The organism is Coprococcus sp. RTP21281st1_F1_RTP21281_210402, from assembly GCF_040915325.1.
Lineage (GTDB): Bacteria > Bacillota > Clostridia > Lachnospirales > Lachnospiraceae > Coprococcus > Coprococcus aceti.
The window spans coordinates 68,745-92,269 of record NZ_JBCPDQ010000002.1; the positions used below are offsets into that span (position 1 = coordinate 68,745).

Below are 23,525 nucleotides of genomic sequence, written 5' to 3' on the forward strand. Positions count from 1 at the left end.
CTCACTTCAAATCAAAACTTGAAGGTATCCTTCAGTCCCAACCACTTCTGGTCCTTATCGCTCAGGTTCAGTGCAGTACCATCTTCCAGCGTGTAGCCCTCTGCACTTGCACTGCCCTTGTACTCACCTTTCAGTTCCGGCCACTCAATACCGATCTCCGGATCATTCCAAGCCATACCTCCCTCATCATTTGGATGCCAAAAGTCATTCACCTTATAACAGAACTCTGCCTCATCAGAAAGCACAAGGAAACCATGGGCGAATCCCTCAGGTATGAGGAACTGTTTCTTATTCTCAGCGGAAAGTCTTACACCATACCACTTACCATAAGTTTCCGAATTACTTCTAAGATCCACAGCCACATCGAACACTTCACCGCGCACAGCTCTTACAAGCTTACACTGCGGAAAGTTCTTCTGGAAATGAAGTCCTCTGAGAACCCCTTTGGTTGACATAGACTGGTTATCCTGTACAAACTTCACATCTATTCCAGCTTCCTTCATGTCTCTCTCATTATAAGTCTCCATGAAGTATCCTCTGCTGTCGCCATGAACTGCCGGCTCGATGACACACAGACCTTCTATACCACCTACATTCTTCTCAACCTTTATCTGTCCCATTGTATCTATACCTCTTATTTCTTTAATACTCTATTATGGAGCAGACGCATCTAAGACGCTTGCGCGTAGCGTCTGCGTAATCATCAGGACTCCTCCCTCTAACGAGGGTCCCTCCTCATGATAAATCTTTAATATATCTGCTAAGCGCATCCTGCCATGTTGGAAGTGGCGTAAACCCTGCCTCTACAAGTTTCTTCTTGTCAAGTCTGCTATTATAAGGCCTTGCAGCCTTTGAAAGGCCATACTCCTCTGTAGTAACAGGAGTCACCTTTGTGCTGTATCCAGCCTGTCTATATATCTCACATGTGAAATCATACCAACTGATATATCCGCCTTCATTGGTGGCATGATAGTAGCCATACTTCTCAGTCTCATTCATATCCACAAGAAGCCTTGCAAGATCCAGCGTATAAGTAGGTGTTCCTATCTGGTCACATACTACTCTTACCTCATCATGAGTCTTACCTACAGAGAGCATTGTCTTGATGAAGTTCTTTCCATTGAGACCGAACACCCAGGCTATTCTCACTATGAAGTATTTATCAAACAATTCAGATACCGCAAGCTCACCCTCAAGCTTTGTCTGTCCATACACATTGAGAGGAGCATAGTCCTTACAGTCCGGCTCCCATGGTATATCTCCCTGACCATCAAACACATAATCCGTACTGGTATATGTCATCTTACAGTCAAGTGATTTACATACCTCTGCAATATTTCTTGTTCCGCCAGCATTGATGGCACGAACCTTGTCTATATTCTCTTCATCTTCTGCAGCATCCACCGCAGTCCACGCCGCACAGTGGATAACCGCATCTGGCTTGATCTCTGTTATTATCTTTTCTACAGCAGCCTTATCAGTGATGTCGAGCTGCACATAATCAGCCTTAGTCACTGGTGAACCGTCATCCACGCCACTATATTCCGGCTGTATGTCAGAACCAACGCCTTCATATCCACGCTTCAGAAGTTCATTCATCACGTCATGTCCCAGCTGACCGCCAACGCCTGTTACAAAGAATTTCATCCTCTTACCCCTTATCTATTGCTATACATCTTCTCATAGTAGTTCTGGTACTCGCCTGATATGATGGTCTCCCACCACTCACGATTGTCCAGATACCACTGTATTGTCTTCTTGATTCCGTCCTCGAACTTCGTCTCTGGAAGCCAGCCGAGTTCATTGTGGATCTTTGTAGGGTCTATGGCATATCTCATGTCATGTCCCTTTCTATCTCCCACATGAGTTATAAGGCTTTCTGGCTTGCCAAGCTCCTTACAGATGATCTTCACTATATCTATATTCTTCTTCTCGTTGTGTCCGCCTACATTGTAGACCTCTCCCACTCGTCCCTTGTGGATGATAAGGTCTATCGCCTTACAGTGATCCTCCACATAGAGCCAGTCACGCACGTTTAATCCCTCCCCATATACTGGAAGAGGCTTATCTGCCAAAGCATTGGCTATCATAAGCGGTATAAGCTTCTCTGGGAAGTGATACGGACCATAGTTATTCGAACATCTACTGATAGTAACAGGAAGTCCATACGTTCTGTGATAAGCAAGAACGAGCAAATCCGCACCAGCCTTGGAGCTGCTGTATGGTGAACTTGTATGTATAGGAGTCTCCTCTGTGAAGAAGAGATCCGGTCTGTCAAGTGGAAGGTCTCCATATACTTCATCGGTACTTACCTGATGATATCTCTGTATACCATACTTTCTACATGCATCCATCAATGTAGCTGTTCCTATGATATTTGTCTGAAGGAATATCTCAGGATTCTCTATGGATCTGTCCACATGGGACTCAGCAGCGAAGTTCACTACCATATCTGGATGTTCCTCTTCGAACAGCTTATATACACCCTCTCTATCACATATATCAAGCTTTACAAATCTGAAGTTTGAGTTATCCATAACCGGCTCAAGGGTTGACAAATTGCCAGCATATGTCAGCTTGTCGAGACATATGATTCTGTAGCCCGGGTACTTCTTAAGCATGTGGAATACGAAGTTGCTTCCTATAAATCCTGCTCCACCTGTTACTATAATTGTCATAATTCTCCTCCTCGCATTTGCCTCTTACTTCTTTTTCTATATTTGTATATCAGCAAATGTTCAATGTATCTATAATTATTAGTGTCTTTATTCTAATAAAGATGCTCTTGGTATTTACCATCTAATACATCCTTAAGGTACTGTCCATACTGGTTCTTCTTCAGCACCTCATATACCTCAAGAACTTCTTCCCTGCTGATCCATCCATTCAGGTATGCTATCTCCTCAAGGCACGCTATCTTCCTGTGCTGATGCTGCTCCACCGTCTTTACAAAGTTGGTTGCATCCACCAGACTCTCATGTGTTCCTGTATCAAGCCATGTGAATCCCTGTCCGAGAAGCTCAACATTCAGATCACCGTTCTCCAGATATATCCTGTTCAGATCAGTGATCTCCAGTTCGCCTCTTGCAGATGGCTTAAGCCCTTTAGCATACTCCACAACTCTATTGTCATAGAAGTACAGTCCGGTCACACAATAGTTGCTCTTCGGCTTCTCCGGCTTCTCCTCTATGGATATGGCCTTGCCGTTCTCATCAAACTCAACTATGCCAAACCTCTCCGGGTCGTCCACATAATACCCAAACACTGTTGCGCCCTTGCCACCTTCAGCATTTACCACTGCTGCATTGAGTCTCTTCTTGAGTCCGTGACCTGCGAATATGTTATCTCCCAGCACCATCGCCACACTGTCGTCTCCGATGAAATCCGCACCTATGATGAATGCCTGGGCAAGCCCATCAGGTGACGACTGTACTGCGTATGACAGTTCTATGCCGAACTGATGTCCATCGCCTAGAAGCTCTTCAAATCTCGGCGTATCAGCAGGAGTTGAGATGATAAGAATCTCCCTAATTCCCGCATTCATAAGTACAGACAGTGGATAGTATATCATCGGTTTATCATATATTGGCAGGAGCTGCTTGCTCGTCACCATAGTCAGTGGGTACAATCTTGTGCCGGAGCCTCCGGCGAGTATGATTCCTTTCATCCATCTTCCTCCTCTACTTTGATCCTTCCCTACCAAGCACTACCTTGATAGTCTTAAGCACAATCTTCAGATCCAGTCCAAACGACCAGTTCTCTATATACTCCGTATCCAGTCTCACGACCTCCTCGAAGTCCGTGATGTCACTTCGGCCGCTCACCTGCCACATTCCGGTGATTCCAGGTTTCGTAGCAAGTCTGCTCTTGTGGTGCATCTCATACTGCTCCACCTCTGAGATGAGAGGCGGTCTGGTTCCAACCAGTGAGAGATCCCCTTTCAGCACATTGAAGAACTGTGGGAACTCATCTATGGAGAAGTCTCTGATATACTGACCTATTCCCTTCTTCTTGGTGCCGTCCGGCAGTATCTTGTTGCCTATGACTCTCGGATCAAAGTCCATCTTGAACATCTTCGAATCGCTCATGGTGTTCTGCGCCATGAGTTCCTTCTTGCGCTCCTCAGCGTCCATGTACATGCTTCGGAACTTGTACATCTTGAATATCTTGCCATTCAATCCCACTCTCTCCTGCTTGAAGAAGATCGGTCCCGGGGACTTGATGTATATGATAGGTCCTATGAATATGGTGAGGATAAGCGTGAATACGCTGCCCACCAGACCACCTATTATATCTGCCGTTCTCTTGAGCAACATCTGCTTTGGTGTTGCGTAGTTCATCATGGTCGTGACCACGGTCTCACCATTTATCTTCTGGATGAGCTGCTTGTCGCCGTGGGTCCTCACGATGGATGATATGCACATGTGAACTGTGATGCCACCCTCGATAAATGCGTCTATCAGCGTGTTCGCATATCCGTATGCTCCACGCACATCCACGTATATCTCGTCCACCCATGCGGTTCTCACATAATCAACTGCACTGTTGTAATCCGCCACCACCGGCACTTCCTGGATCTCCTGACCGATGAGATTGGCATCTATCACCATGACTCCTACTATATCAAACCCGGAGTAGTTCTTCTCCTTGAGGCCTGCCACCACTTCATCTGCTACATGTCTGGTGGTCATGACCAGGAGCTTCTTGCCCTTGCCATGCTCTGCATATTTCTCAAGATGCTTCTTCCACAGGCTCCTCACCGCAAATGTGGCATACACATATATGGCCCACATGAGCAGGATGGTAGTTCTGGAATATATAGATGTATCCTTGAGGACAAACACATACAGAAGGAGCAGTGCAACGATCACGAAACCGTTCTTGAAGCTGGATATGAATTCCTTGAAGTATCCTCTTCTGATGACGCCCTCATATGTATTCAGAAATATCATGGCTACTATATCCGCCAGCTCCGTGATGATAGCCAGCGCGAGATAGTCTCTGTTCGCATACGGATTTACCATGCCGTGTCTGATCTGGAATGCCACAAGAAATGACAATTGAAGTACTATAAGATCCAGCAGCATGAAGTCAAAGTGCTTCAGCCAGCCTTTTGCGCCTTTCTGATACATAATTTTCTCTCCTCATCCTCTGTCGTCAGGGTCATATTTGTGCCCGCATGACCCGGTCTGTTGATTCATACATGAAATGACTCAGCCCGTGTGATTGTCGGCTGAACCTTTTCATCTGTAAACCATGTTACTCATTAAACGGTCTGTTATTTATCACCCACACTGGCGGCGCGGAACATCCTGTGGCATGGACATTCGTTTTGCGCCACCGGCTAGGGCTTGGAACTATTTAACATAGCAGGTTGATTATTTAACCTTGTAAATAATTGACTTGCTGTATGCCTTGTAGTTCTTTGTTGCAGCAACCTTAACAGTGATTCTTACCTTTGTGCCCTTCTTGACACCCTTACCAACAGTAATCTTGCCATTCTTAACCTTGACCTTCTTATTGGCTGACTTGTAAGTAACCTTTGCCTTTGCCTTAACACCAGATACAGTGATCTTCTTCTTAGAAGCATTTACCTTAACCTTAACAGACTTCTGAGCAGCCTTGTTAATTGTGTAGTAAATTGTCTTTGTACCCTTGTAGTTGTTGATACCCTTTACGGTAATCTTATACTTGCCAGCGTTCTTAGCCTTAGTTACACCAGTAATCTTGTAATCAGTACCTCTCTTGAGAACTGTGTTACCATACTTAACTGTAACCTTGGTTGTCTGATTCTTAGCATTGTATGTCTTTGCAGCAGCAGTAGCCTTGTAGCTCTGCTGTGCGTTAACTGTGTACTTAACTGTTGTATCGCCTGAATAGTTACCTATTCCCTTGATCTTAACTGTGTATGTACCAGCCTTTGTTGCCTTAAGGCTTCCTGAAACAACTTTGAAATCCTTGTTCAGGGTAAGTGTCTTACCGTTAACAACAATTGTTGTTGTCTGGCTCTTTGCATTGTATGTAAGCGACTTTGCTGTAGCAGACTTAACGTTTACCTTAGTTGGTGATGATGTAGCTGCAAATGCAACTGTTGGCACCATCATTGCGATACATACAACTATAGCCAAAAGCTTCTTTAAATTCTTCACAATAAATTCCTCCTTCCAAAAAAGTTCTATTGTATTGAATATATGATAAAACGCCCTGCACGCCACTATACATGGCGTTATATCCAAAGTGAATTATTTTGACGGGGTGCTGTCGCTGGAGGCTGCAGCCTCTTTGCCGTAAGTGCCATAACCATAGCCGTACTGGCTATAGTATTTGCCATACTTGCCGTAATATTTCTTGTATGCTCTCCCCGTTGTCTGGGCTCTGTTGAGTATGACTCCAAGCAGCGTACAACCTACCTGGTCAAGCTGCTGGAATGACTGTTTGATGAGACTTCTTGATGTCTCACCTGCTCTGACTACCAGAGCTGCGCCATCGCACAGTGATGCGATCTGAGCGGCATCCGCCACACTGCCAAGCGGTGGCGAGTCTATAATGACATACCTATATGTCTCTGCCAGCTTGTCAAGAAGCTCTGCAAATCTAGCATCCTCCAGAAGAGCCGATGGATTCTCCAGAAGGTTCATACAAGGTACGATGTATGCATTTTCTACCTGTGTTTCATAGATGACATCCTCCATCTCGGACTGTCCCGAAAGGAAATATCCAAGATCCGGAAGCTTGTCAGCATCCTTTATGTGATGTCTGTCCTTTATGACTGACTTACGAAGATCCACATCCACCAGCACTGCAGGGAATCCTGCCTCGGCGAGCATCTTCCACAGGTTGATCGCCACGCTGCTCTTGCCCTCATTTGGCATGCTGCTGGTTATGAGTATCTTTCTTGTGTTCTTGCCACAGAACTTTATGTTGATCCTGAGACGGTTCATCGCCTCCTCCACTGCATATGGGAGTTCCTGAAACTCTATGTTAAGCTTCTTCATGCTCTGACCCTCTCTTTCCTGTTGTGTTTCTTTCCAGGCTCTTCATCTGAATCGTCTGTTCTGAACTGGTCGCTCTCAGGTATTGTCGTGAGCGGTACTATTCCGAAATACTTCTCCATGTCGTCTGCTGAGTGGATCGTGTCATCCATCAGGTATCCCACAATGACGATCAGGCAGTAGATGAGTGCTCCAAGCAATGCACCTATGGCGGTGTACTTAAGGTAGCTTGGTCCGACCTTCTGGTCTGCTACCCTTGCAACCTGGGCTATGTTAGGTGCGCTTGTGCTCATGGTATCCGGGAGATACTCTATCGACACGTTTGCCAGTGTATTTGCAATGTCACATGCCTGCTGCTTGTCAGTGCTTGTGACCGTGATCTTCAGGACTCGTGTGTCTGAAGGATTCTCAAGGGTTATCATCTTGGCAAGCCCCTCTGAGTCCATATCAAGGCCGAGCTTTTCGATGACCTGGTCGAGAACCGGATAGCTGAGTATCAAGTCTTCGTAATCCTTGGTAAGGGATGAACCGATGTTAAGGTCCTGGAGATTTACTATGGAATCATCTGATGCTGATACCACGTACAGCTTGGCTGTCGACTGGTATGTCGGCTTGATCAGGAAGTATGCAAATGCGTTGAACAGCACCGCACCGATCAGGAAGCACAGTATGATGTATGGGAGCTTCTCAAGAAGCGCCATTCCCATGTCCAGGAGATCGATCTCGTTTTCATCATCCTCTGTATTCTTGTATGTGTTCACTGCGGCTATCTGTGTGGTCTCATCCTGCACAGCAGCCATTTTCTTGTTGGAATTCATATATTCCCTCCATCCGTTTTTTGTATCTATATCCCCTGCATCAAATGTGTGATGCTAGTTATATTCCTTGTAGAACAGCTCTACGATTGCCTGCTGAAGGCTATCCGCATCCGGCTCCACCTCGACAAATCCGAGATCATCTACGGTCTCTGTTCCAGCTATCGACACCGTTCCGGCGTCCTTTTCCTTGAGAACAAGGAGTGCCAGCTTGGAGAACTTCTGTGAGCTGATGTCAGTCACCATGTAATCTCCCAGGGCGTCATATATTGTCAGTGGATATGTGTTATCCTCGCTGCACTTTGCCGCCAGGTTATCCTTGAGTCCTGCCTTGTACACCTCCTGACGCTTCATTCGCTGGGTGTTGGATTCATCTCCCACATCGAATCTGTCATGGATAAAATGTACTGCCTGCTCATCGGTCAGTGTGATGGTCTCTCCCTGCTTCATGGTCTTATCCACCTTGGAGAAATCATCCTCTATGGTAACCGTGACTCCGCCAGCCAGATTGTTGATGGTTCCTATGGCCCCCATATTCACCGCTGCGTATCCGTCTATCTTCTGGCCGCCAAGGAAGTTTGACACCGCCTTGACCACGTTCTCGCAGCTTATCTCCATTCCGTCACCATTCTCATGTGCCAGAGCAAGCTGCGCCGGGCTCGTTGCAACGTAGGTTCCGTCGGGATCCAGTGTATCCTGCTCCACTATGGTATTTCTGTCTATGCTCAGCGTCTTGTATGTTCCATCTGTCAGGTCTCTGACCATCAGCATGACCACATCGCATCGGCCTGCCCCCTCATAATCGGTGACTTTCTGAACCTTGCCCATGTTGTCGATTCCCATAAAAAGATATGTTTCTATATTCTTCTTTGGAACGTATTTGACTCCGTCCACCTCGATCATGCCTTCGACCGCCTGTGTGCCCGATGCATTGTGTGATGCATTTCCTTTTGTCGGTCTGAGTGCTATCGCCAGTGCAATGCATACGACCAGTATGGCTGCGATCACAAGTCCAAGCTTCTGGTATATTCTCTTTTTTTCTGATAGTGTTCTGTTCCTGTATGACATATGTATCACCTCGTCAGAATGTAATGTGCTATCTCAGAACGTTCAGCATAAGCAGGTCTGTTCCCGCTGTAGGCCACTTCTTCTCGCACACAATAAGACCACACAGTATTATGAACAGCACAATACTGATGATTATCGCTGTCTTCTTAGACATATTGTTGTCCTCCATCTATCTGTTTATCTTTTACATGTTTCGTTGTTATTGCTGATTATGGGTGTATCTGATGTTCTTTAAGGAGCTTTGTTCCGTAGCTGTCCATGTTCTCCAGGAATTCATGTCCCAGCTTCTTCTCCAGCACCTCGCGGCCCAGCCACAAGTTCGGCACCCTGTGATGCATACCATGGCAGTCGCTTCCTATGATGTGTGCCTGTCCTTTCTTGAACATCTTGAGCATTTTGCCCTTCTGTCTGAAATCCAGAAGTGTCTCCGCATTCACCTGCACCGTAACTGGCAGTTCAAGGATCTGTCTCACATATGGCTTGTTGCCTGGTATCTGTAAGAATCGCTCTATATGAGCTAGTATGATATGGAAATGTCTCTTCTCAATTAAGTCTCGTACTTCCTGCACTACCGAATCACTCCATGTCACAAACGGCATCTCCAGCAACATGATATCAGTTCCTTCTACTTTTAGTGCATCCGTTTTCTCCGCTCTGCTTATTCCTGCAAAGAACGCGACCTCTGCCCCCATTATAATCTGCGGTATGTCCATATTCTCAGCCATGACTTTATCATATGCTTTCTGTCTTGAATCAATAAACCTCTCCACAGTATTTGAATCAGCATAAAAGTGCGGCGTCGCTATCATAGTATCCACGCCGTGCTCTTTGCACATCCGAAGCATGCCTATAGATGTCTCGACATTCCTGCTGCCGTCGTCTATACCCGGCAGTATGTGTGAATGAAAATCTATAACACCCATGTTTTCCTCCTGTTTTCTTTATAAAAAACTATAAATATTTATATAGGAAAATTCTTTATCCATGCTCACACCCTAATTTAACAGTTTCTTCACAATTTTTCAATTCCATTTGCGATTTAAAATCGACAAAAATCCTCGTTGATTTTTCGCTTAACTATACAATTTGTATAAACCACTTTATTTTCTTAATCCAATTTCTTCCATCATACATACATAAAAAAAGCGGGATATGATATTTCATATCCCGCCGTGTCAATCTCTTCTTTATTCTATTATACATACATCTCCGAGCCGTTGCCCAGGCAGTATATTCCAAGCTGTCCGCCCTTGCCGCACCCGCAGTCAATGGCAACGTTGTTGTTCTTCTTAACGATCTTGCCCTCACCGCCGAGCTCTGTGGTTGGCACATGTCCAACGACGAGTGTTCTGTTCTTGTAATATGTCTTGTCCAGGTCTGCTGGCTCTGTGATGAAGTCCTCTGTGTCGTACTCATCCAGTTCCTTCTTCGGATCGAAGTTTCTTATTCCGGCGTGAACCAGCACAAATTTCTTTCTCGCCATCATCACTTCGAGGAACGCTTCCTCAGAAATCTCATCTATATACTCTATGACATCCTCACGCTCTTCATCGTCAAGCTGCAGGAACTCCTCCACCGCACCTGAGAGCTCTTCTCCAAGCATGGATGTTATCTTGTCTACCAGCATCTGTGGTGGCACCTCACCTGTGGACTGGATATGGTCATTCAGTGCCTTGAGTGCCTGTGTGATCTTGTACTCGTTCTCACCGACAACTGCGATGACATTATCTCTGCTCATCATATCCTGAAGTATCTTCATGGATCCGCCGCCTGCTCCGATTATATTGCCAAGGACATACAGGACATCCTCGCCCTCAAGGGTGCTGATGACAGCCTCCTCGTTCATGATGTCCTCTTCCTTTATATCGTCAAGGTTCTGAAACTTGAGTTTCTTGAGTGCTCTCTTGTATGCCTCATAATCCCCGTTAATTCCTGAAATAGCATAAAACATGTCTATCATCCTCCTAAGTCTTTTCCTTCTGCCGACTGTGAGCCTGTCCGTTCACATCCTGACTATTATAACATATTTTCCATATCCTGTAGATATGTATGCGTATTTTTTGAGGGATGTTTTTCGACGTTTTACAAGCGCCTGCCAAGCTCCCAGAATGCCACGGCACTGGCTGCAGCCACATTCAGGCTGTCCACTCCGTGATACATTGGTATCTTCACTGTGTAGTCGCTGGAATCTATGGTCTCTGTCTTGAGGCCTTCTCCCTCGGTTCCCAGTATTACTGCAAGTCTGTCGATCTGCTTCAGCTCCGGGTCGTGTATGTCTATCGTGTCATTTCTTAGCGCCATGGATGCCGTCCTGAAGCCCATACTGTGAAGTTGTTCCATCCCAAACTCCGGCCATATGCCATGATCTGCTTTATTGTGTGCAAGACCCAGGGTGTCAAATGTAATATATGTCCACGGTATCTGGAACACCGTTCCCATGCTGACCCTTGCCGCCCTCCTGTAGAACGGGTCACTGCAGCCCGGCGTGAGCAGTACAGCATCCATCCCGAGTGCCGCCGCACTTCTAAATATCGCTCCCACATTTGTCGGGTTCATCACTTCCTCAAGCACCGCTATTCTGGCGGCATGTTCACACACGCTCTCAACAGACGGCAGCTCTGCCCTCCTCATGGCGCACAGCATCCCCCTTGTCAGGGCAAATCCCGTGAGCTTCGTGAGGACATCAAATGGTGCTGTGTATATCGGTATATCTCCGCACCGCTTTATTATATCCGCGCACTGTCCTTCCACGTGCCTGTCTTCCAATAGAATGGACACTGGCTCGTAACCCGCATCCAGTGCCCTCTCTATGACCTTTGGACTCTCAGCTATGAACAGCCCGGAAGCCGGTTCATATATGTGCGCCAGTTGATTCTCTGACATGCGCGCATATATATCAAGCTCGGGTGCCGAAAGGTCGGTTATATTTATTATTCTCATATCTGTACCTTATCCAGTGCATTTTCAAGATCTGCTATTATGTCTTTTACATTCTCAATGCCCACCGACAGTCTCACAAGATCAGGACTTACTCCTGCCGCCAGAAGCTCCTCGTCATTCATCTGTCTGTGTGTAGCTGATGCAGGATGAAGAACGCATGTATGTGCATCCGCCACATGTGTTGCTATCATCGCAACCTTGAGTTCCTTCATGAAGGCCTCCGCAGCAGCTCTTCCTCCCTTGACGCCAAATGACACAACTCCACATGTGCCGTCCGGCATATACTTCTTAGCACGCTCGTAATACTTGCTGCTCTCAAGTCCAGGATAATTTACCCAGGCTATCTTATCGTGTGCCTCGAGGAACTTCGCAACCGCCAGTGCGTTCTCACAGTGACGTGGCATACGCACGTGAAGCGACTCCAGTCCAAGATTGAGCATGTACGAATTCATAGGTGCAGGTATCGGGCCGAGATCTCTCATAAGCTGTGCCACGATCTTGTTGATATATGCGCCGCCCTGGCCGAACTTCTCTGCGTATACCACTCCGTGATATGACTCATCAGGTGTGGTGAGTCCTGGGAACTTGTCTGCGTGTGCCATCCAGTCGAATTTGCCTGAATCCACGATCGCCCCACCCACGGTTGCATCATGTCCGTCCATGTACTTCGTGGTGGAGTGTGTGACTATGTCTGCGCCCCACTCTATAGGTCTGCAGTTGATCGGTGTGGCAAATGTGTTGTCCACGATGAGTGGTACTCCGTGTGCATGTGCCGCATTTGCAAATCTCTCTATATCGAATACTATGAGTGCCGGATTGGCTATGGTCTCGCCAAACACGGCCTTGGTGTTTGGTCTGAACGCTGCCTCAAGTTCCTCGTCCGAGCAGTCAGGATCCACAAATGTGAATTCCACACCCATTCTCTTCATGGTCACAGCAAAAAGGTTGAAGCTTCCTCCGTATATGGTGGATGATGCCACAACGTGATCTCCCACTCCGGCAATGTTGAATACCGAGAAGAATGTTGCTGCCTGTCCTGACGATGTGAGCACTGCTGCCGATCCCCCCTCCAGGGCACATATCTTGGCTGCCACATAGTCATTTGTCGGATTTGCAAGTCTGGTGTAGAAATAGCCGCTCTCCTCAAGGTCAAACAGCTTACCCATATCCTCGCTCGTGTCGTACTTGAACGTTGTGCTCTGTACGATCGGTATCATTCTTGACTCCCCATTCTTAGGCTGGTATCCAGCCTGTATACACATAGTCTCTCTTTCCATTATTCCTTTATACTCCTTTGAATTAATATCGCTCTACTACCTTGCGCTCTATATTCTCATTGTTCAGAACGAACATGTATCTTCCATTCACCAGACGTATGTCCTGCTCTGCCGCGGATATATCTATGTTCAGTGAATTCCTGACAACCACATTCAGATCTGCATTATTGCTGGACAGCATGCCTGTGCCGTCTCTGCTTCCAAGTGCGAAGCACGCCTCGCCCTGAACCGCCAGCCTTGAGTTGGCGTCCGTCATGCGTATGTCTGCTATTCCATGGTCAGATCCCATGGCTATACACGAATTGCCCTTAAGGTTCATGTCCACATGTGCTCTGCTTATATCTACGCTGCATCCATCTCCGTCCAGGGTTCCGACCGCCACGTATCTGTTGCCCGATCCTCTGAGCGATATGGATGTGTTCTTTATCGCGATATCTGCATGCTGGCTCACCGAGCCGATGGCGACTCCATTTGCAGCCTCATAGGTTATGTCTATGTCCGCCTGCAGGAGATTCAGATTCACCGGGGTGCTTATGCTTCCAATAGCAACTCCGTTCTCGCCGTTGATATACAGGTCGTATCGTCCCTTCTCTATACGTATATCTCCTCCGAGTCCGGCGCCTATTGCCACTCCGTTCACACCGTTTGTTTCTATATTAATGGCGCCCTCCTGCTTGAACTTCATGACTCCATGCTTTGAATTAATGTCATTGCCTATTCCGTAATAGCTGTTACCGTTGACGCGGATCATTATATCCCCATCTCCGATAAATGTCACTCTGGACGACTCCGGTATCTTTATTCCGCCATTCCTGCAGAAATTCTTACCCTCAAGCATGATGTGCAGATCCGTATTCTCACCGCAGTCTATACAAGGCTTGTCACGGTCGCCCGAGAAGCTTACATTCTGCAGCACTATGGTTCCGGTGAAACCATCCTTTATCTTGAGTGTCATATCTGACTTGAAGCCCTGTGCGCCGACTATGCGGACATTGTTGTCGCCACCGGCTCTCTGTGCCACAACTATCTTCCTGATTCCCCGGGATGTGAGCTTCAGAAGTGATGCACTTCTCTCATGCTCCATGACAAATATGCTGCTGTTCTCAGCCACCTCTTCCTGTTGGTTGTACTGAACTATCTCATTCACAACCTGTGGGGATATGAGCTGTACCACCTCCGCGTTCGGATGGGCGGTATAGTATCCCTGAATGAGATCCGCACCGAGCTGGATGACGGTCTTCATCTCCTTCGTGGTCTCAACGCCCTCTGCCAGCGCCTTGATGTCGTTGGTCGAGGTGAATTCTATTATATCCTTGACAAAATGCTGTCTGTGTGGGTCTGCATCGATCCCTGTCAGAAGCATTCTGTCTATCTTCACATACTCAGGCATATACCTGAGAAGATTGTTTATATTTGAATAGCCTGAGCCGTAGTCGTCTATGGCGATCTCCATGCCATTTCCTCTGAGGAATGCCTTGAGATCATTCAGTTCCGCATCCGACAGCTCTGCCCCCTCGGTAAATTCTATGACGATGCCTGCACACTGGAGCGTCTTCACCTTTGAAATGAATTCATTTCTGTCCTGTGCGTTGAGCATATGCCCCGGCATGCTGTTGATAAATACCTTCTTGCCCCTGAACATCTCAGGATTCGATGCCACGATCTCCACGACGTTGAACAGTGTGAGTTTTTCCACATCGTACAGTCTGTTCAGTCTCTCCGCACTCTCCAGAAGCTCAGGGGGTGACATTCTCATAGGAACCAGTATCCTCATAAGTGCCTCGTATGCAAATATGCTTCCGTCACGGGCACTTACTATAGGCTGGAAATGATATGTAAGCATGTTGTTGTCCAGTATCATAGCTACTATCTCATCTCTCTCCAGATCCCTGTTCGTTATCGTCGCTTTGTTGCGTCCCTTGGCATTGTTCTGTTCTTTTATGCGGTTCTTCTGGTTGACCGCATCGTTGATGAGGGTCTCCAGCTCGGCAGATGACTTGACCAGAGCCTTCTTACATCCGTAATATATACCGAGCTCGTAATCGTCCTTTCCGCCACTGTTTGCCGCCTCAAGCTTCTTCTTGAGTTCCTCGGCTATATATTCTCCCCTTGAGATATCGCCACTCTTTGCCACTGTGGCTATGACGAACTCGTCATTTCCCATCCTCATGGATATCTCGTATGGGGTAAGTATCTCATTTATCGACTGGGCAACATAGCTTAGGACTCTGTCACCCTCTGTTCTTCCGTAATTGCTGTTTATCTGGCGTGTATTCTTCAGATCCACCGCCAACACAAGTATCTCAGACTTCTCTTCAGCGGCCTGGACTATCATGTCATTTGCCCTGCCTATGAAGCCTCTGTAGTTGTACATTCCGGTGAGACCGTCTCTTATCTGATCCGCCTCAAGCTTGTTTAGAAGTACATTGAGTCCCTGATGTCTTGCAAATGACTCCATGTCCCTGGCAACCGTCTTGATCCAGGATCTGTATACATCTTCGTACACCCTCGGCTCTGCACCGTAGTTCACCACTGCATAGCCAAAGCTTCTGTCCTGGAAGAACAATGGTGTAAATATGAACGCTGTAGGATAATCCCTGTCCTCGTACAGCTCCGGCAACAGCTTCGCAGACTCGAATACGTCGTCGTAGCGTATGTGTCTCTCTTCTTTTTCATCCGGGCCACACTTTATCAGTCTGTATACATGATCTGTGTAACCGTGGCGAAGTGCCTCATCGCCGGTCATGACCTCCGGATTTCTCCAGTAGTCGTTCAGGCACAGATGGAAGCTCTCAAATGGTCTTATCTGGTACACGTATTCCGACACGGTGTCGAAGAATGACTCCACGCTCGTCTGCGCCACAAGGTCATCCGCCATGTTGTTGAAGCAAGAGTAGAAGCCGGTCTCTGAGAGGTCTGTCTCCCATTTGTCTCTTCTGATCCTGACTGTCTCTCGTTCCCAGCCCTCACAGCCACAGGTTCCACCTATGTACAGCTCCACGTTGGACTTGAATTCCGGTACGTCATGTCCGTTAAGCTTTGCATCTATATATTTCATACAGTAGTGCCCGCAGTCATCCGCCGGTATGTCCGCAGATGTGATCGGAACAGGACTGTTTCTTCCGTCTTCTATGGAGTCATAGCCCACCACGGCTATGTCCTCGGGAACTCTTATTCCATATCTGTCAAATGCGGTGCACACTCCGATGGCCATACAGTCATTTGCACATACGATGGCATCCGGCAGATGCTCCTTATCCTTCACAAGCTCGTCCACCATGTAGTCGCCGCTGTCGTACCAGTATGTTCCATAATATATCATGTCGTCCGTAACCGGCAGGTTGTGCGCCTTCATGCTGTCTATGTAACCGGCGAGTCGCTGCTTGGAGTGTATGTGCTCTTTGAGTCCGCCCAGGAAATATATATTCTTGTGTCCGTGAACCTCTATAAGGTGATCCACGAGTTTTACTATAGGGGTATAATGATCCATCATGACCGTTGGGAATATGTTATTCTCTTTGTCGACTACCACTACCACACCATTTGCAAATTCTGACTGCAGGCGCTTCTCCAGCTTTTCTACGACTCCCGGAGTCTGTATGGTGTCCTGACACAATACCACAGCATCAAAAAGGTTAAAATTAATAAGGTTGTAGATGTTTGAATCGCCAACCTCCCTGTCTGCTGAATCCTGGTACTTCAAAAACATGGAAAATATGCAGACATCGTAATTCATATCATATGCCTGCTTCAGAAATCCCTGCATGAAGCGATTCTGTGTACTCTCTTCAACCTGTGCTGTTATAACGCATATTCTCTTCCTGTTGCTCATCTGATCATCCCCAACTGCATTTTCAAAACATTCTTTATGCAATTATATCATGTTTGCAGGCTAAAAAAAACCTTATTTATGCAATTTGACAAATGCCATAGTTTCTGTCTACATTTTTAGTCTATTTTTCACCTCAAGCGCCATCTGCTCGTCTGCTATGTCCAGGGCATCCGGAATCCTTGTATCATCCGGCAGCATTCCCAGAAGTCCTGCCACTATGGCCTTTCTGGTACCATGCCCTTTGCCGGTCGTCAGAAATAACCCATACAGGCACATCTTAACTGCCTTATTTCAATTATAGACCACGAGTGCGGTTATTTGGAATTTATTATCTTAGTTTTTTGACTCGGATATACTGTCTTTTTTCTTTTTCTGCCCGAAAAAGCAGGAAAATTTTTCGCAAATCCGCTTACTCTGCCTTGAGCACATAGAGTCTGGAATCATAGTCTCCGCAAGGCATATCCTCTCCGACTATCTCTCCCGCCGATGTGTCGCTGGTGATGAGTCCGAGGTTCATCAGCTCATCGCCATAGCATGATGGGCCTGCGATGACATTGACTGCAGAATCCTCTCCTTTGTCTCCTGACACTTTCTCATATATCAGCTTTCCATCCGGTGTCTTGCTCACTGTGAGCGCCTGTCCCCCGAGCACATTGCAGCTATATATCGCATCAGGATCAAGGCCGTGGAGCTTCATTCTGGTGAAGCATTTGTTCGGTGTGTAGAGTGTTCTGAACCACGCAACGATGGCGGTCTTCTTATCGTCTGATACGACCATCCAGCCGCACTCCTCATCGTCAAATGGACTTGCAAGCCTGTAGAATGTTCCGTACTGGATCACCTCACGGTATGCCTTCATGAACTTGACCTGCTCCTTGACCTCCTCTATCTCCTCGGCTGTGAGCTTGTTCAGATCCAGCTCATATCCAAATGTTCCGAAGTATGCAGCATTTGCACGGGTCTTAAGCGGAGTCTCACGTCTTGTCTGATGATTTGGCACAACCGAAACGTGGCTTCCCATACTGCTGATCGGGTAACACATGGATGTTCCATACTGGATCTTGACTCTCTCTATGGCATCCGTGTCATCACTTGTCCAGCCCTGTGGCGCATAGTAGAGAATGCCCGGATCAAAACGTCCGCCGCCGCTGGCACATGACTCAAAGAGTACATGTGGAAATGTGCTTGTGAGTTTCTCATACAAATCGTACACACCAAGTATGTATCTGTGGAACACCTCGCCCTGTCTGTCAGCCGGAAGAGCCGCACTATAGCACTCGGTGATACTTCTGTTCATATCCCACTTCACATATGACACCTTTGCCGTGCTCAGTATCTTTGCCATCATCTCATATATTCTGTCAACGACCTCTTTCCTGGAAAAATCCAGAACGTACTGGAATCTTCCGTGTGAGTCATGTCTGCCCGGAACCGAGAGTATCCAATCCGGATGCTCTCTGTAGAGGTCTGAGTCTTTATTTGTCATCTCAGGTTCGAACCAGAGTCCGAACTTCAAGCCTACCTTCTCTATGTCATCTGCTATTCCTGTGATTCCCTCTGGGAGTCTGTCAGGATTTGCCACCCAGTCTCCAAGACCTGCATGGTCTGTAGTTCTTGCTCCAAACCAGCCATCGTCAAGGACGAACAGCTCAACTCCACATTCCTTTGCCTTCTGGGCGATGGCTATGAGCTTCTCTCTGGTGAAATCAAAATATGTAGCCTCCCAGTTGTTGATGAGAATCGGCCTTGGCTTGTCTCTCCACTCGCCTCTTGCAAGTCTCTTCTGATACAGCTTGTGGAAGGTCTGGCTCATCTTGTTGAGTCCCTGATCTGAGTATACGATGACTGCTTCAGGAGTCTGGAAATGCTCACCTGCATCGAGCTTCCAGTCAAATGTATCCGGATTTATTCCGGCAAGAATGCGGGCTGTATTTCTCGTGTCAACCTCTGCCTGTATCTTAAAATTGCCGCTGTATACAAGGCTTATTCCAATCGCCTCTCCCTGGTTCTCGTCCGTTGTCTCCCTCTTCAAAGCGATGAACGGATTATGCTCATGGGATGAATGACCACGGTTACTGCCTATGGACTGTACGCCCTGCTCGAGATCCCTTGTTATTATTTGGCGCTCCCTTGCCCATGCGCCTGAGAGCTGCATCCACTGATAATCAGGATCAGGGAGATCCAGGCACATACTGTAAGCAGTGGTGAGATGTACCGCCTCTGTGCCTTCATTTACATACTCCACACTCTTTGCTATGACTGGTCTGTCGCTCCATATCGTATAGAGCATTCTCGCCTTTATGCCTGTGAGTGAATCCTTCAATGTGACGATCAATGTCTCTGCCTCGTCATCATTCTCTGTGTATGTTGCCGGCAATGCCTCAAGCTTTGGCTTGCCCTCATTTACCTCATGTGATACATATACAAAATCTGATATCCTGCTGCCATTTGACTGAAGTACCTCAACCATCGGTGCTCTGTAGTCTGTGGTTCCGTACACAGGAAGCTCCTGCTTCACTGACTCAAGTGAGAACAGTCTGTCATCGTCATATACATACTGGAACATAGGTCTCTGGACAAGCTCCAACAGATGTGAGAAATCCTCTCTGTCCCTTATCGCCTTACCATAGTACAGATTTCCCAGATGTCCATTGGGGAGCACTGTCATGATGTAGCTTATCTCGCCATTTGTAAGGTGAAATGTCTTTGTTTCTTCGTGAAAAATAATACCCATAAGTGTGACTCCTTTTCTCCATTTATTTGTCTGAGCAGACAACCTCCGTTACGCCTGTGCACTGCGCACCCTCTGCTCTAAAATCTCATGTCTGACTGCTTTTAATACAGTTATTTTAATATCTGGGAATTAGATTTTATATGGAAAAAAGTTGACCAAATATGGTACCGATAATGGTTAAGTTGGGGGATTATTCTGAACTGTTAATACGCTTTGAACATTAAGACATATCTTGCATTTAATGATCCATTCACTTTGTCTATAGATTTGAGCAAAGTATCCCAAAAGTATACAGGCAATGAAAAAAGCCTGAATACTGATATCAGACCAACTGTAATTTTCAATCAGTCTCCACCAATATTCAGGCTTTTTCTGCCAGCCCCGGCTTACACCGCGTACACCACAGTCTCATAAGGTCTGAGTGTACCATCGTAATCCGCATAATTACCCATAAGCACATCCGCAGTCTCAGGAATTGCATAGCCCACATCCTCACCGGTCATGTTGACAACAACATATACCGATCTGTCTGTGCTTTCTGCATTTGCTCCAGTTCCACATGCACACTCAATCTGAACCGGCTTGCGCCTGTACACTATGATTCCTGCATTATCCGTCTCCACATCCTCCAGGTCTCCGTAGATGAGAGTCTGTGTGTACTCCGAGTGATTTCTGAGCTGTATCATCGCCTTATAAAAGTTAAGCACAGAATCCTTATCAGCGCTCTCAAGCTCCACTGTCTGGAGGTCACACTGATTGTTGCATGCCAGCCATGGCTCATGTGCTGAGAATCCGAAGTTCTTATCGCTGTTCCACTGCATCGGAAGTCTTGACTGATCTCGACTTCTGATATTTACGGATTCCATCGCCTCTGCCTCACTGTGTCCGGCTTCAAGGCATCTCGCATACTGTCCCTTGGAATTGATATCGTCCAGCTCATCTATGTTATCAAAATGAGTGTTTATCATGCCAAGTTCCTGTCCCTGATATACAAACGGCGTACCCTTCAGGAAGAAGAACAACGCACCAAGCGCCTTTGCCATCTGTGTTCTGTATTCAGGAATATCACCGGCTGGGAAGTACTTGCCTATACTTCTAGGCTGATCGTGGTTTTCCAGGTAGTTTGCTGCCCATCCGATCTTTTTCACAAGTCTCTGATTGGTGAACAGCTTGTCCTTGAATTCCTCTATCGTCCAGTCTCTCTGGTGCAGCCAGAGATCGCCCGGATTGATATCTATATCTGTGTAACTAAAGTCAAATATCATGGAGAAATGTCCATCTCTCCCAATGTATCTGTCCAAATCCTCATTTGGAACTCCAGGAGTCTCTGCGACAGTCACAAAGTCTCCTCTGCCATATGTGTTGATTTTTAACTCGTGAAGAAACTCATCTATTCCCGGCCTGTTGAGACAGCATTTTCCAACATCGCATCTGCCGTCCTCGCCGTCTGACGGCATAGGCGGGAATGAGAGGTCTTTCTTGATAAATGTGATGGCATCCATTCGGAATCCTGAAACTCCCTTGTCAAGCCACCAATTCATCATGTCGTAGAGCTCTTGTCTCATCTCCTCACATTCCCAGTTGAGATCCGGCTGTTCCTTCGCAAATGAATGGAAATACCAGCTGCCATCCTCAATCTGTGTCCATGTGCTTCCACCGAAGTTGGATCTGAGATCTGCAAGTCCATCTATGTTGTCCTTAAATATATAGTAATTTCTGTATTTGCTGTGTCTGTCCCGGCACGCCTCCTGAAACCATCTGTGCTGGTCTGACGTGTGATTGATGACCATGTCCATGATGATCTTGATGCCATTTTCATTTGCGCATCTTATAAGTTCATCCGCATCCTCTATGGTTCCAAACTCAGGATTCACATCATAGTAATCCGATATGTCATATCCGTTGTCCTTCATAGGCGACTTGAAGAATGGACATATCCACACAGCGGTCACGCCAAGTTCTTTGAGGTACGGCAATTTCTCAGTTATTCCCTTCAGATCTCCTATTCCATCTCCGTTGCTGTCATAGAAACTTCTAGGGTATATCTGGTAAAATACCGCCTCTTTCCACCATTTTCTGTCCATATTTTATGTTTATCCTTTCACAGCTCCGGCTGAAATTCCCTCGATGATATTCTTCTGAAGTATGATGAATATGATCACGATAGGGATGATGCAGAGAAGTACCGCAGGGAAGATTAGCTCCCATGGATTTCCATACTGTCCTGACAGACTCTTTGCATAATATAAGCTCAGCGTGAGCGTCTTTTTGTCGTTATTTCCTATTACGAGGAATGGAAGAAGGTAATCGTTCCATATCCACACTGCATTTGTGATGACAACTGTCATGGTCGTAGGCTTTAAGAGGGGCATGACCACATATCTGTATATCTGGAATATATTTGCTCCATCGAGCATGGCTGCCTCCTCAAGTGACAGCGGGATACTCTTGATGAATCCTCTGTACAGCAGAACCGACATACTGATTCCAAAGCCTCCGTACATGAGGATCAGACCCGGTGTGTTTTTGAGTCCCAGCTTGTCCATCAGCGATACCAACGGGTACATAACTGACTGGAAAGGTATGAGCATGGCTGCTGTGTATGCGATGAAGAGTATATTTGCCACCTTGGAATCTGTCCTGGCAATTGCCCATGCGGCAAATGAAGATATGACCACGATAAGTGCCACTGCCGCAACTGTTATGAGTACTGTCTGAAGCAGGCTGCTGCCGAGATTTATCTGCTCAGCTGCATTCTTCAGATAGTCCAGATTCCATGATTTCGGGAGAGCTATTGGAGATGCTACTATCTCCTGCTGTCCCTTGAATGAGTTGACGATCAGGAACCATATCGGGAATATGGTCACGATTGCCAATACAGCGAGTATAACCACTATGAGTGCTCTTTTGATCTTGCCTTTTACTCCCATTATGATTCAATCTCCTTTCTCTTAGTGATCATTACCTGAGCTATAGATATAACTGCAATGATAACGAAGAATATAACTGCCTGTGCCTGCGCCTCTCCGTATGCCGGAGGAGAGCTCTCTCTTACTGTTTTCAGTATCATGTAGGATATCATGGTCGTTCCGAAATTGCCCTCTGTCAGTGAAACGTTGAGGTCAAGCATCTTGAAGCTGTTTGCCAGTGACATGAAGAGCACTATCGTAAATGAAGGCATGAGAAGCGGAAGTGTGATCTTCCTGAAGCTTGTCCAGCCCGTAGCTCCATCTATTCTGGCAGCCTCATAAATATCCTCTGAAATATTATTGAGTCCGTTGAGGTAGATTATCAGGTAATAACCTGCAACCTGCCATACACCAACGATCGCATATGCCAGAAGTGCTTTCCACTGATTCTGAAGCATGTTGTTGAGCACCTCTACGTGTACCACACCGTCTGTTCCGAACAGCGTCTGTGAAAATACATTTTCAAATATGAAACGCCATACATAACCCATGGCGAGCATTCCAAGTACATATGGAAGGAACAGTACCGTTCTGAAAAGTCCCTTGCCCTTGGTAAGCTTCTTGATCATGAGTGCCAGAAGAAGACTGACAACATTCTGTGCTATTACTGCGAGTACAGCATATATGGCCGTGTATCCAAGTGACTGAAGGAAATCCTTCGACTTGAATATGCTTGTATAATTCTTAAGTCCCACCAGTGCATTCCACCAGTGCTCCCCACCTACGAAGTAGGAACCTCTCCACTCGGTGAAGGAGTAGATCACACCCTCTATAAAAGGAACTATGATAACCAGCAGAAACAACACTATAGAAGGCAGAACCATAAACCAGAATTTTCTCTTGTAAAATCTTTTCATAGTTTTTCCTTTCCTACATTGAACACCAGCCATACAAAATT

General features: G+C 46.6%; 20 protein-coding genes. All 20 read right to left on the reverse strand.

Annotated elements, in window-relative coordinates; genetic code table 11:
• Positions 1 to 11 precede the first annotated feature (11 nt).
• Positions 12 to 620: a dTDP-4-dehydrorhamnose 3,5-epimerase gene (gene rfbC / locus AB5150_RS02325; protein ID WP_117875244.1), complete on the reverse strand. Its 609-nt coding sequence runs from the start codon at positions 618 to 620 to the stop codon at positions 12 to 14.
• 115 nt (positions 621 to 735) lie between these two features.
• A complete protein-coding gene (gene rfbD / locus AB5150_RS02330; RefSeq protein ID WP_349093261.1) occupies positions 736 to 1,647 on the reverse strand; it encodes a dTDP-4-dehydrorhamnose reductase in 912 nt (303 codons plus the stop codon).
• Between the two features lie 11 nt (positions 1,648 to 1,658).
• Positions 1,659 to 2,678: a dTDP-glucose 4,6-dehydratase gene (gene rfbB / locus AB5150_RS02335; protein ID WP_117550429.1), complete on the reverse strand. Its 1,020-nt coding sequence runs from the start codon at positions 2,676 to 2,678 to the stop codon at positions 1,659 to 1,661.
• A 92-nt stretch (positions 2,679 to 2,770) separates the two neighbouring features.
• Entirely contained in the window at positions 2,771 to 3,667 is an 897-nt protein-coding gene (gene rfbA, locus AB5150_RS02340; protein ID WP_117550428.1) for a glucose-1-phosphate thymidylyltransferase RfbA, read from the reverse strand.
• A 13-nt stretch (positions 3,668 to 3,680) separates the two neighbouring features.
• Positions 3,681 to 5,132, reverse strand: a complete 1,452-nt coding sequence (locus AB5150_RS02345) for a sugar transferase (RefSeq protein WP_349093260.1) — start codon at positions 5,130 to 5,132, stop codon at positions 3,681 to 3,683.
• A 246-nt stretch (positions 5,133 to 5,378) separates the two neighbouring features.
• Positions 5,379 to 6,149, reverse strand: coding sequence for a hypothetical protein (locus AB5150_RS02350; protein ID WP_055145518.1), 771 nt, complete (start codon positions 6,147 to 6,149; stop codon positions 5,379 to 5,381).
• Positions 6,150 to 6,242: 93 nt separating this feature from the next.
• On the reverse strand, positions 6,243 to 6,995 hold the full coding sequence (locus AB5150_RS02355; protein WP_349822729.1) for a CpsD/CapB family tyrosine-protein kinase: 753 nt from the start codon (positions 6,993 to 6,995) through the stop codon (positions 6,243 to 6,245).
• A complete protein-coding gene (locus AB5150_RS02360) occupies positions 6,992 to 7,810 on the reverse strand; it encodes a YveK family protein (RefSeq protein WP_117550424.1) in 819 nt (272 codons plus the stop codon). Before AB5150_RS02360 ends, AB5150_RS02355 begins: the two co-directional genes overlap by 4 nt.
• A 54-nt stretch (positions 7,811 to 7,864) precedes the next feature.
• Positions 7,865 to 8,875 carry an LCP family protein gene (locus AB5150_RS02365; protein WP_349093259.1) on the reverse strand — a complete coding sequence of 337 codons (1,011 nt, stop codon included), beginning with the start codon at positions 8,873 to 8,875 and terminating at the stop codon, positions 7,865 to 7,867.
• Between the two features lie 28 nt (positions 8,876 to 8,903).
• The gene (locus AB5150_RS02370; RefSeq protein WP_015534756.1) at positions 8,904 to 9,029 is read right to left on the reverse strand and encodes a hypothetical protein; all 126 of its coding nucleotides are present in this window, start codon (positions 9,027 to 9,029) and stop codon (positions 8,904 to 8,906) included.
• A gap of 55 nt (positions 9,030 to 9,084) precedes the next feature.
• Entirely contained in the window at positions 9,085 to 9,798 is a 714-nt protein-coding gene (locus tag AB5150_RS02375) for a CpsB/CapC family capsule biosynthesis tyrosine phosphatase (protein ID WP_055145506.1), read from the reverse strand.
• A gap of 272 nt (positions 9,799 to 10,070) precedes the next feature.
• The gene (locus AB5150_RS02380) at positions 10,071 to 10,826 is read right to left on the reverse strand and encodes a hypothetical protein (RefSeq protein WP_015534754.1); all 756 of its coding nucleotides are present in this window, start codon (positions 10,824 to 10,826) and stop codon (positions 10,071 to 10,073) included.
• Positions 10,827 to 10,957: 131 nt separating this feature from the next.
• The gene (locus AB5150_RS02385; protein WP_349818879.1) at positions 10,958 to 11,815 is read right to left on the reverse strand and encodes an RNA methyltransferase; all 858 of its coding nucleotides are present in this window, start codon (positions 11,813 to 11,815) and stop codon (positions 10,958 to 10,960) included.
• The gene (locus AB5150_RS02390) at positions 11,812 to 13,092 is read right to left on the reverse strand and encodes an O-acetylhomoserine aminocarboxypropyltransferase/cysteine synthase family protein (RefSeq protein WP_015534752.1); all 1,281 of its coding nucleotides are present in this window, start codon (positions 13,090 to 13,092) and stop codon (positions 11,812 to 11,814) included. Before AB5150_RS02390 ends, AB5150_RS02385 begins: the two co-directional genes overlap by 4 nt.
• A 22-nt stretch (positions 13,093 to 13,114) precedes the next feature.
• Complete coding sequence (locus AB5150_RS02395; RefSeq protein WP_368291130.1) at positions 13,115 to 16,924, reverse strand: EAL domain-containing protein; 3,810 nt, start codon at positions 16,922 to 16,924, stop codon at positions 13,115 to 13,117.
• 108 nt (positions 16,925 to 17,032) lie between these two features.
• Positions 17,033 to 17,200: a serine dehydratase beta chain gene (locus tag AB5150_RS02400; protein WP_082431301.1), complete on the reverse strand. Its 168-nt coding sequence runs from the start codon at positions 17,198 to 17,200 to the stop codon at positions 17,033 to 17,035.
• 133 nt (positions 17,201 to 17,333) lie between these two features.
• The gene (locus tag AB5150_RS02405) at positions 17,334 to 19,658 is read right to left on the reverse strand and encodes an alpha-galactosidase (RefSeq protein ID WP_368291131.1); all 2,325 of its coding nucleotides are present in this window, start codon (positions 19,656 to 19,658) and stop codon (positions 17,334 to 17,336) included.
• Between the two features lie 386 nt (positions 19,659 to 20,044).
• The gene (locus AB5150_RS02410) at positions 20,045 to 21,742 is read right to left on the reverse strand and encodes an alpha-glucosidase (protein ID WP_368291132.1); all 1,698 of its coding nucleotides are present in this window, start codon (positions 21,740 to 21,742) and stop codon (positions 20,045 to 20,047) included.
• Between the two features lie 9 nt (positions 21,743 to 21,751).
• Positions 21,752 to 22,588, reverse strand: a complete 837-nt coding sequence (locus AB5150_RS02415; RefSeq protein WP_015534748.1) for a carbohydrate ABC transporter permease — start codon at positions 22,586 to 22,588, stop codon at positions 21,752 to 21,754.
• Positions 22,588 to 23,484: a carbohydrate ABC transporter permease gene (locus AB5150_RS02420; RefSeq protein WP_044998090.1), complete on the reverse strand. Its 897-nt coding sequence runs from the start codon at positions 23,482 to 23,484 to the stop codon at positions 22,588 to 22,590. Before AB5150_RS02420 ends, AB5150_RS02415 begins: the two co-directional genes overlap by 1 nt.
• Positions 23,485 to 23,525 lie beyond the last annotated feature (41 nt).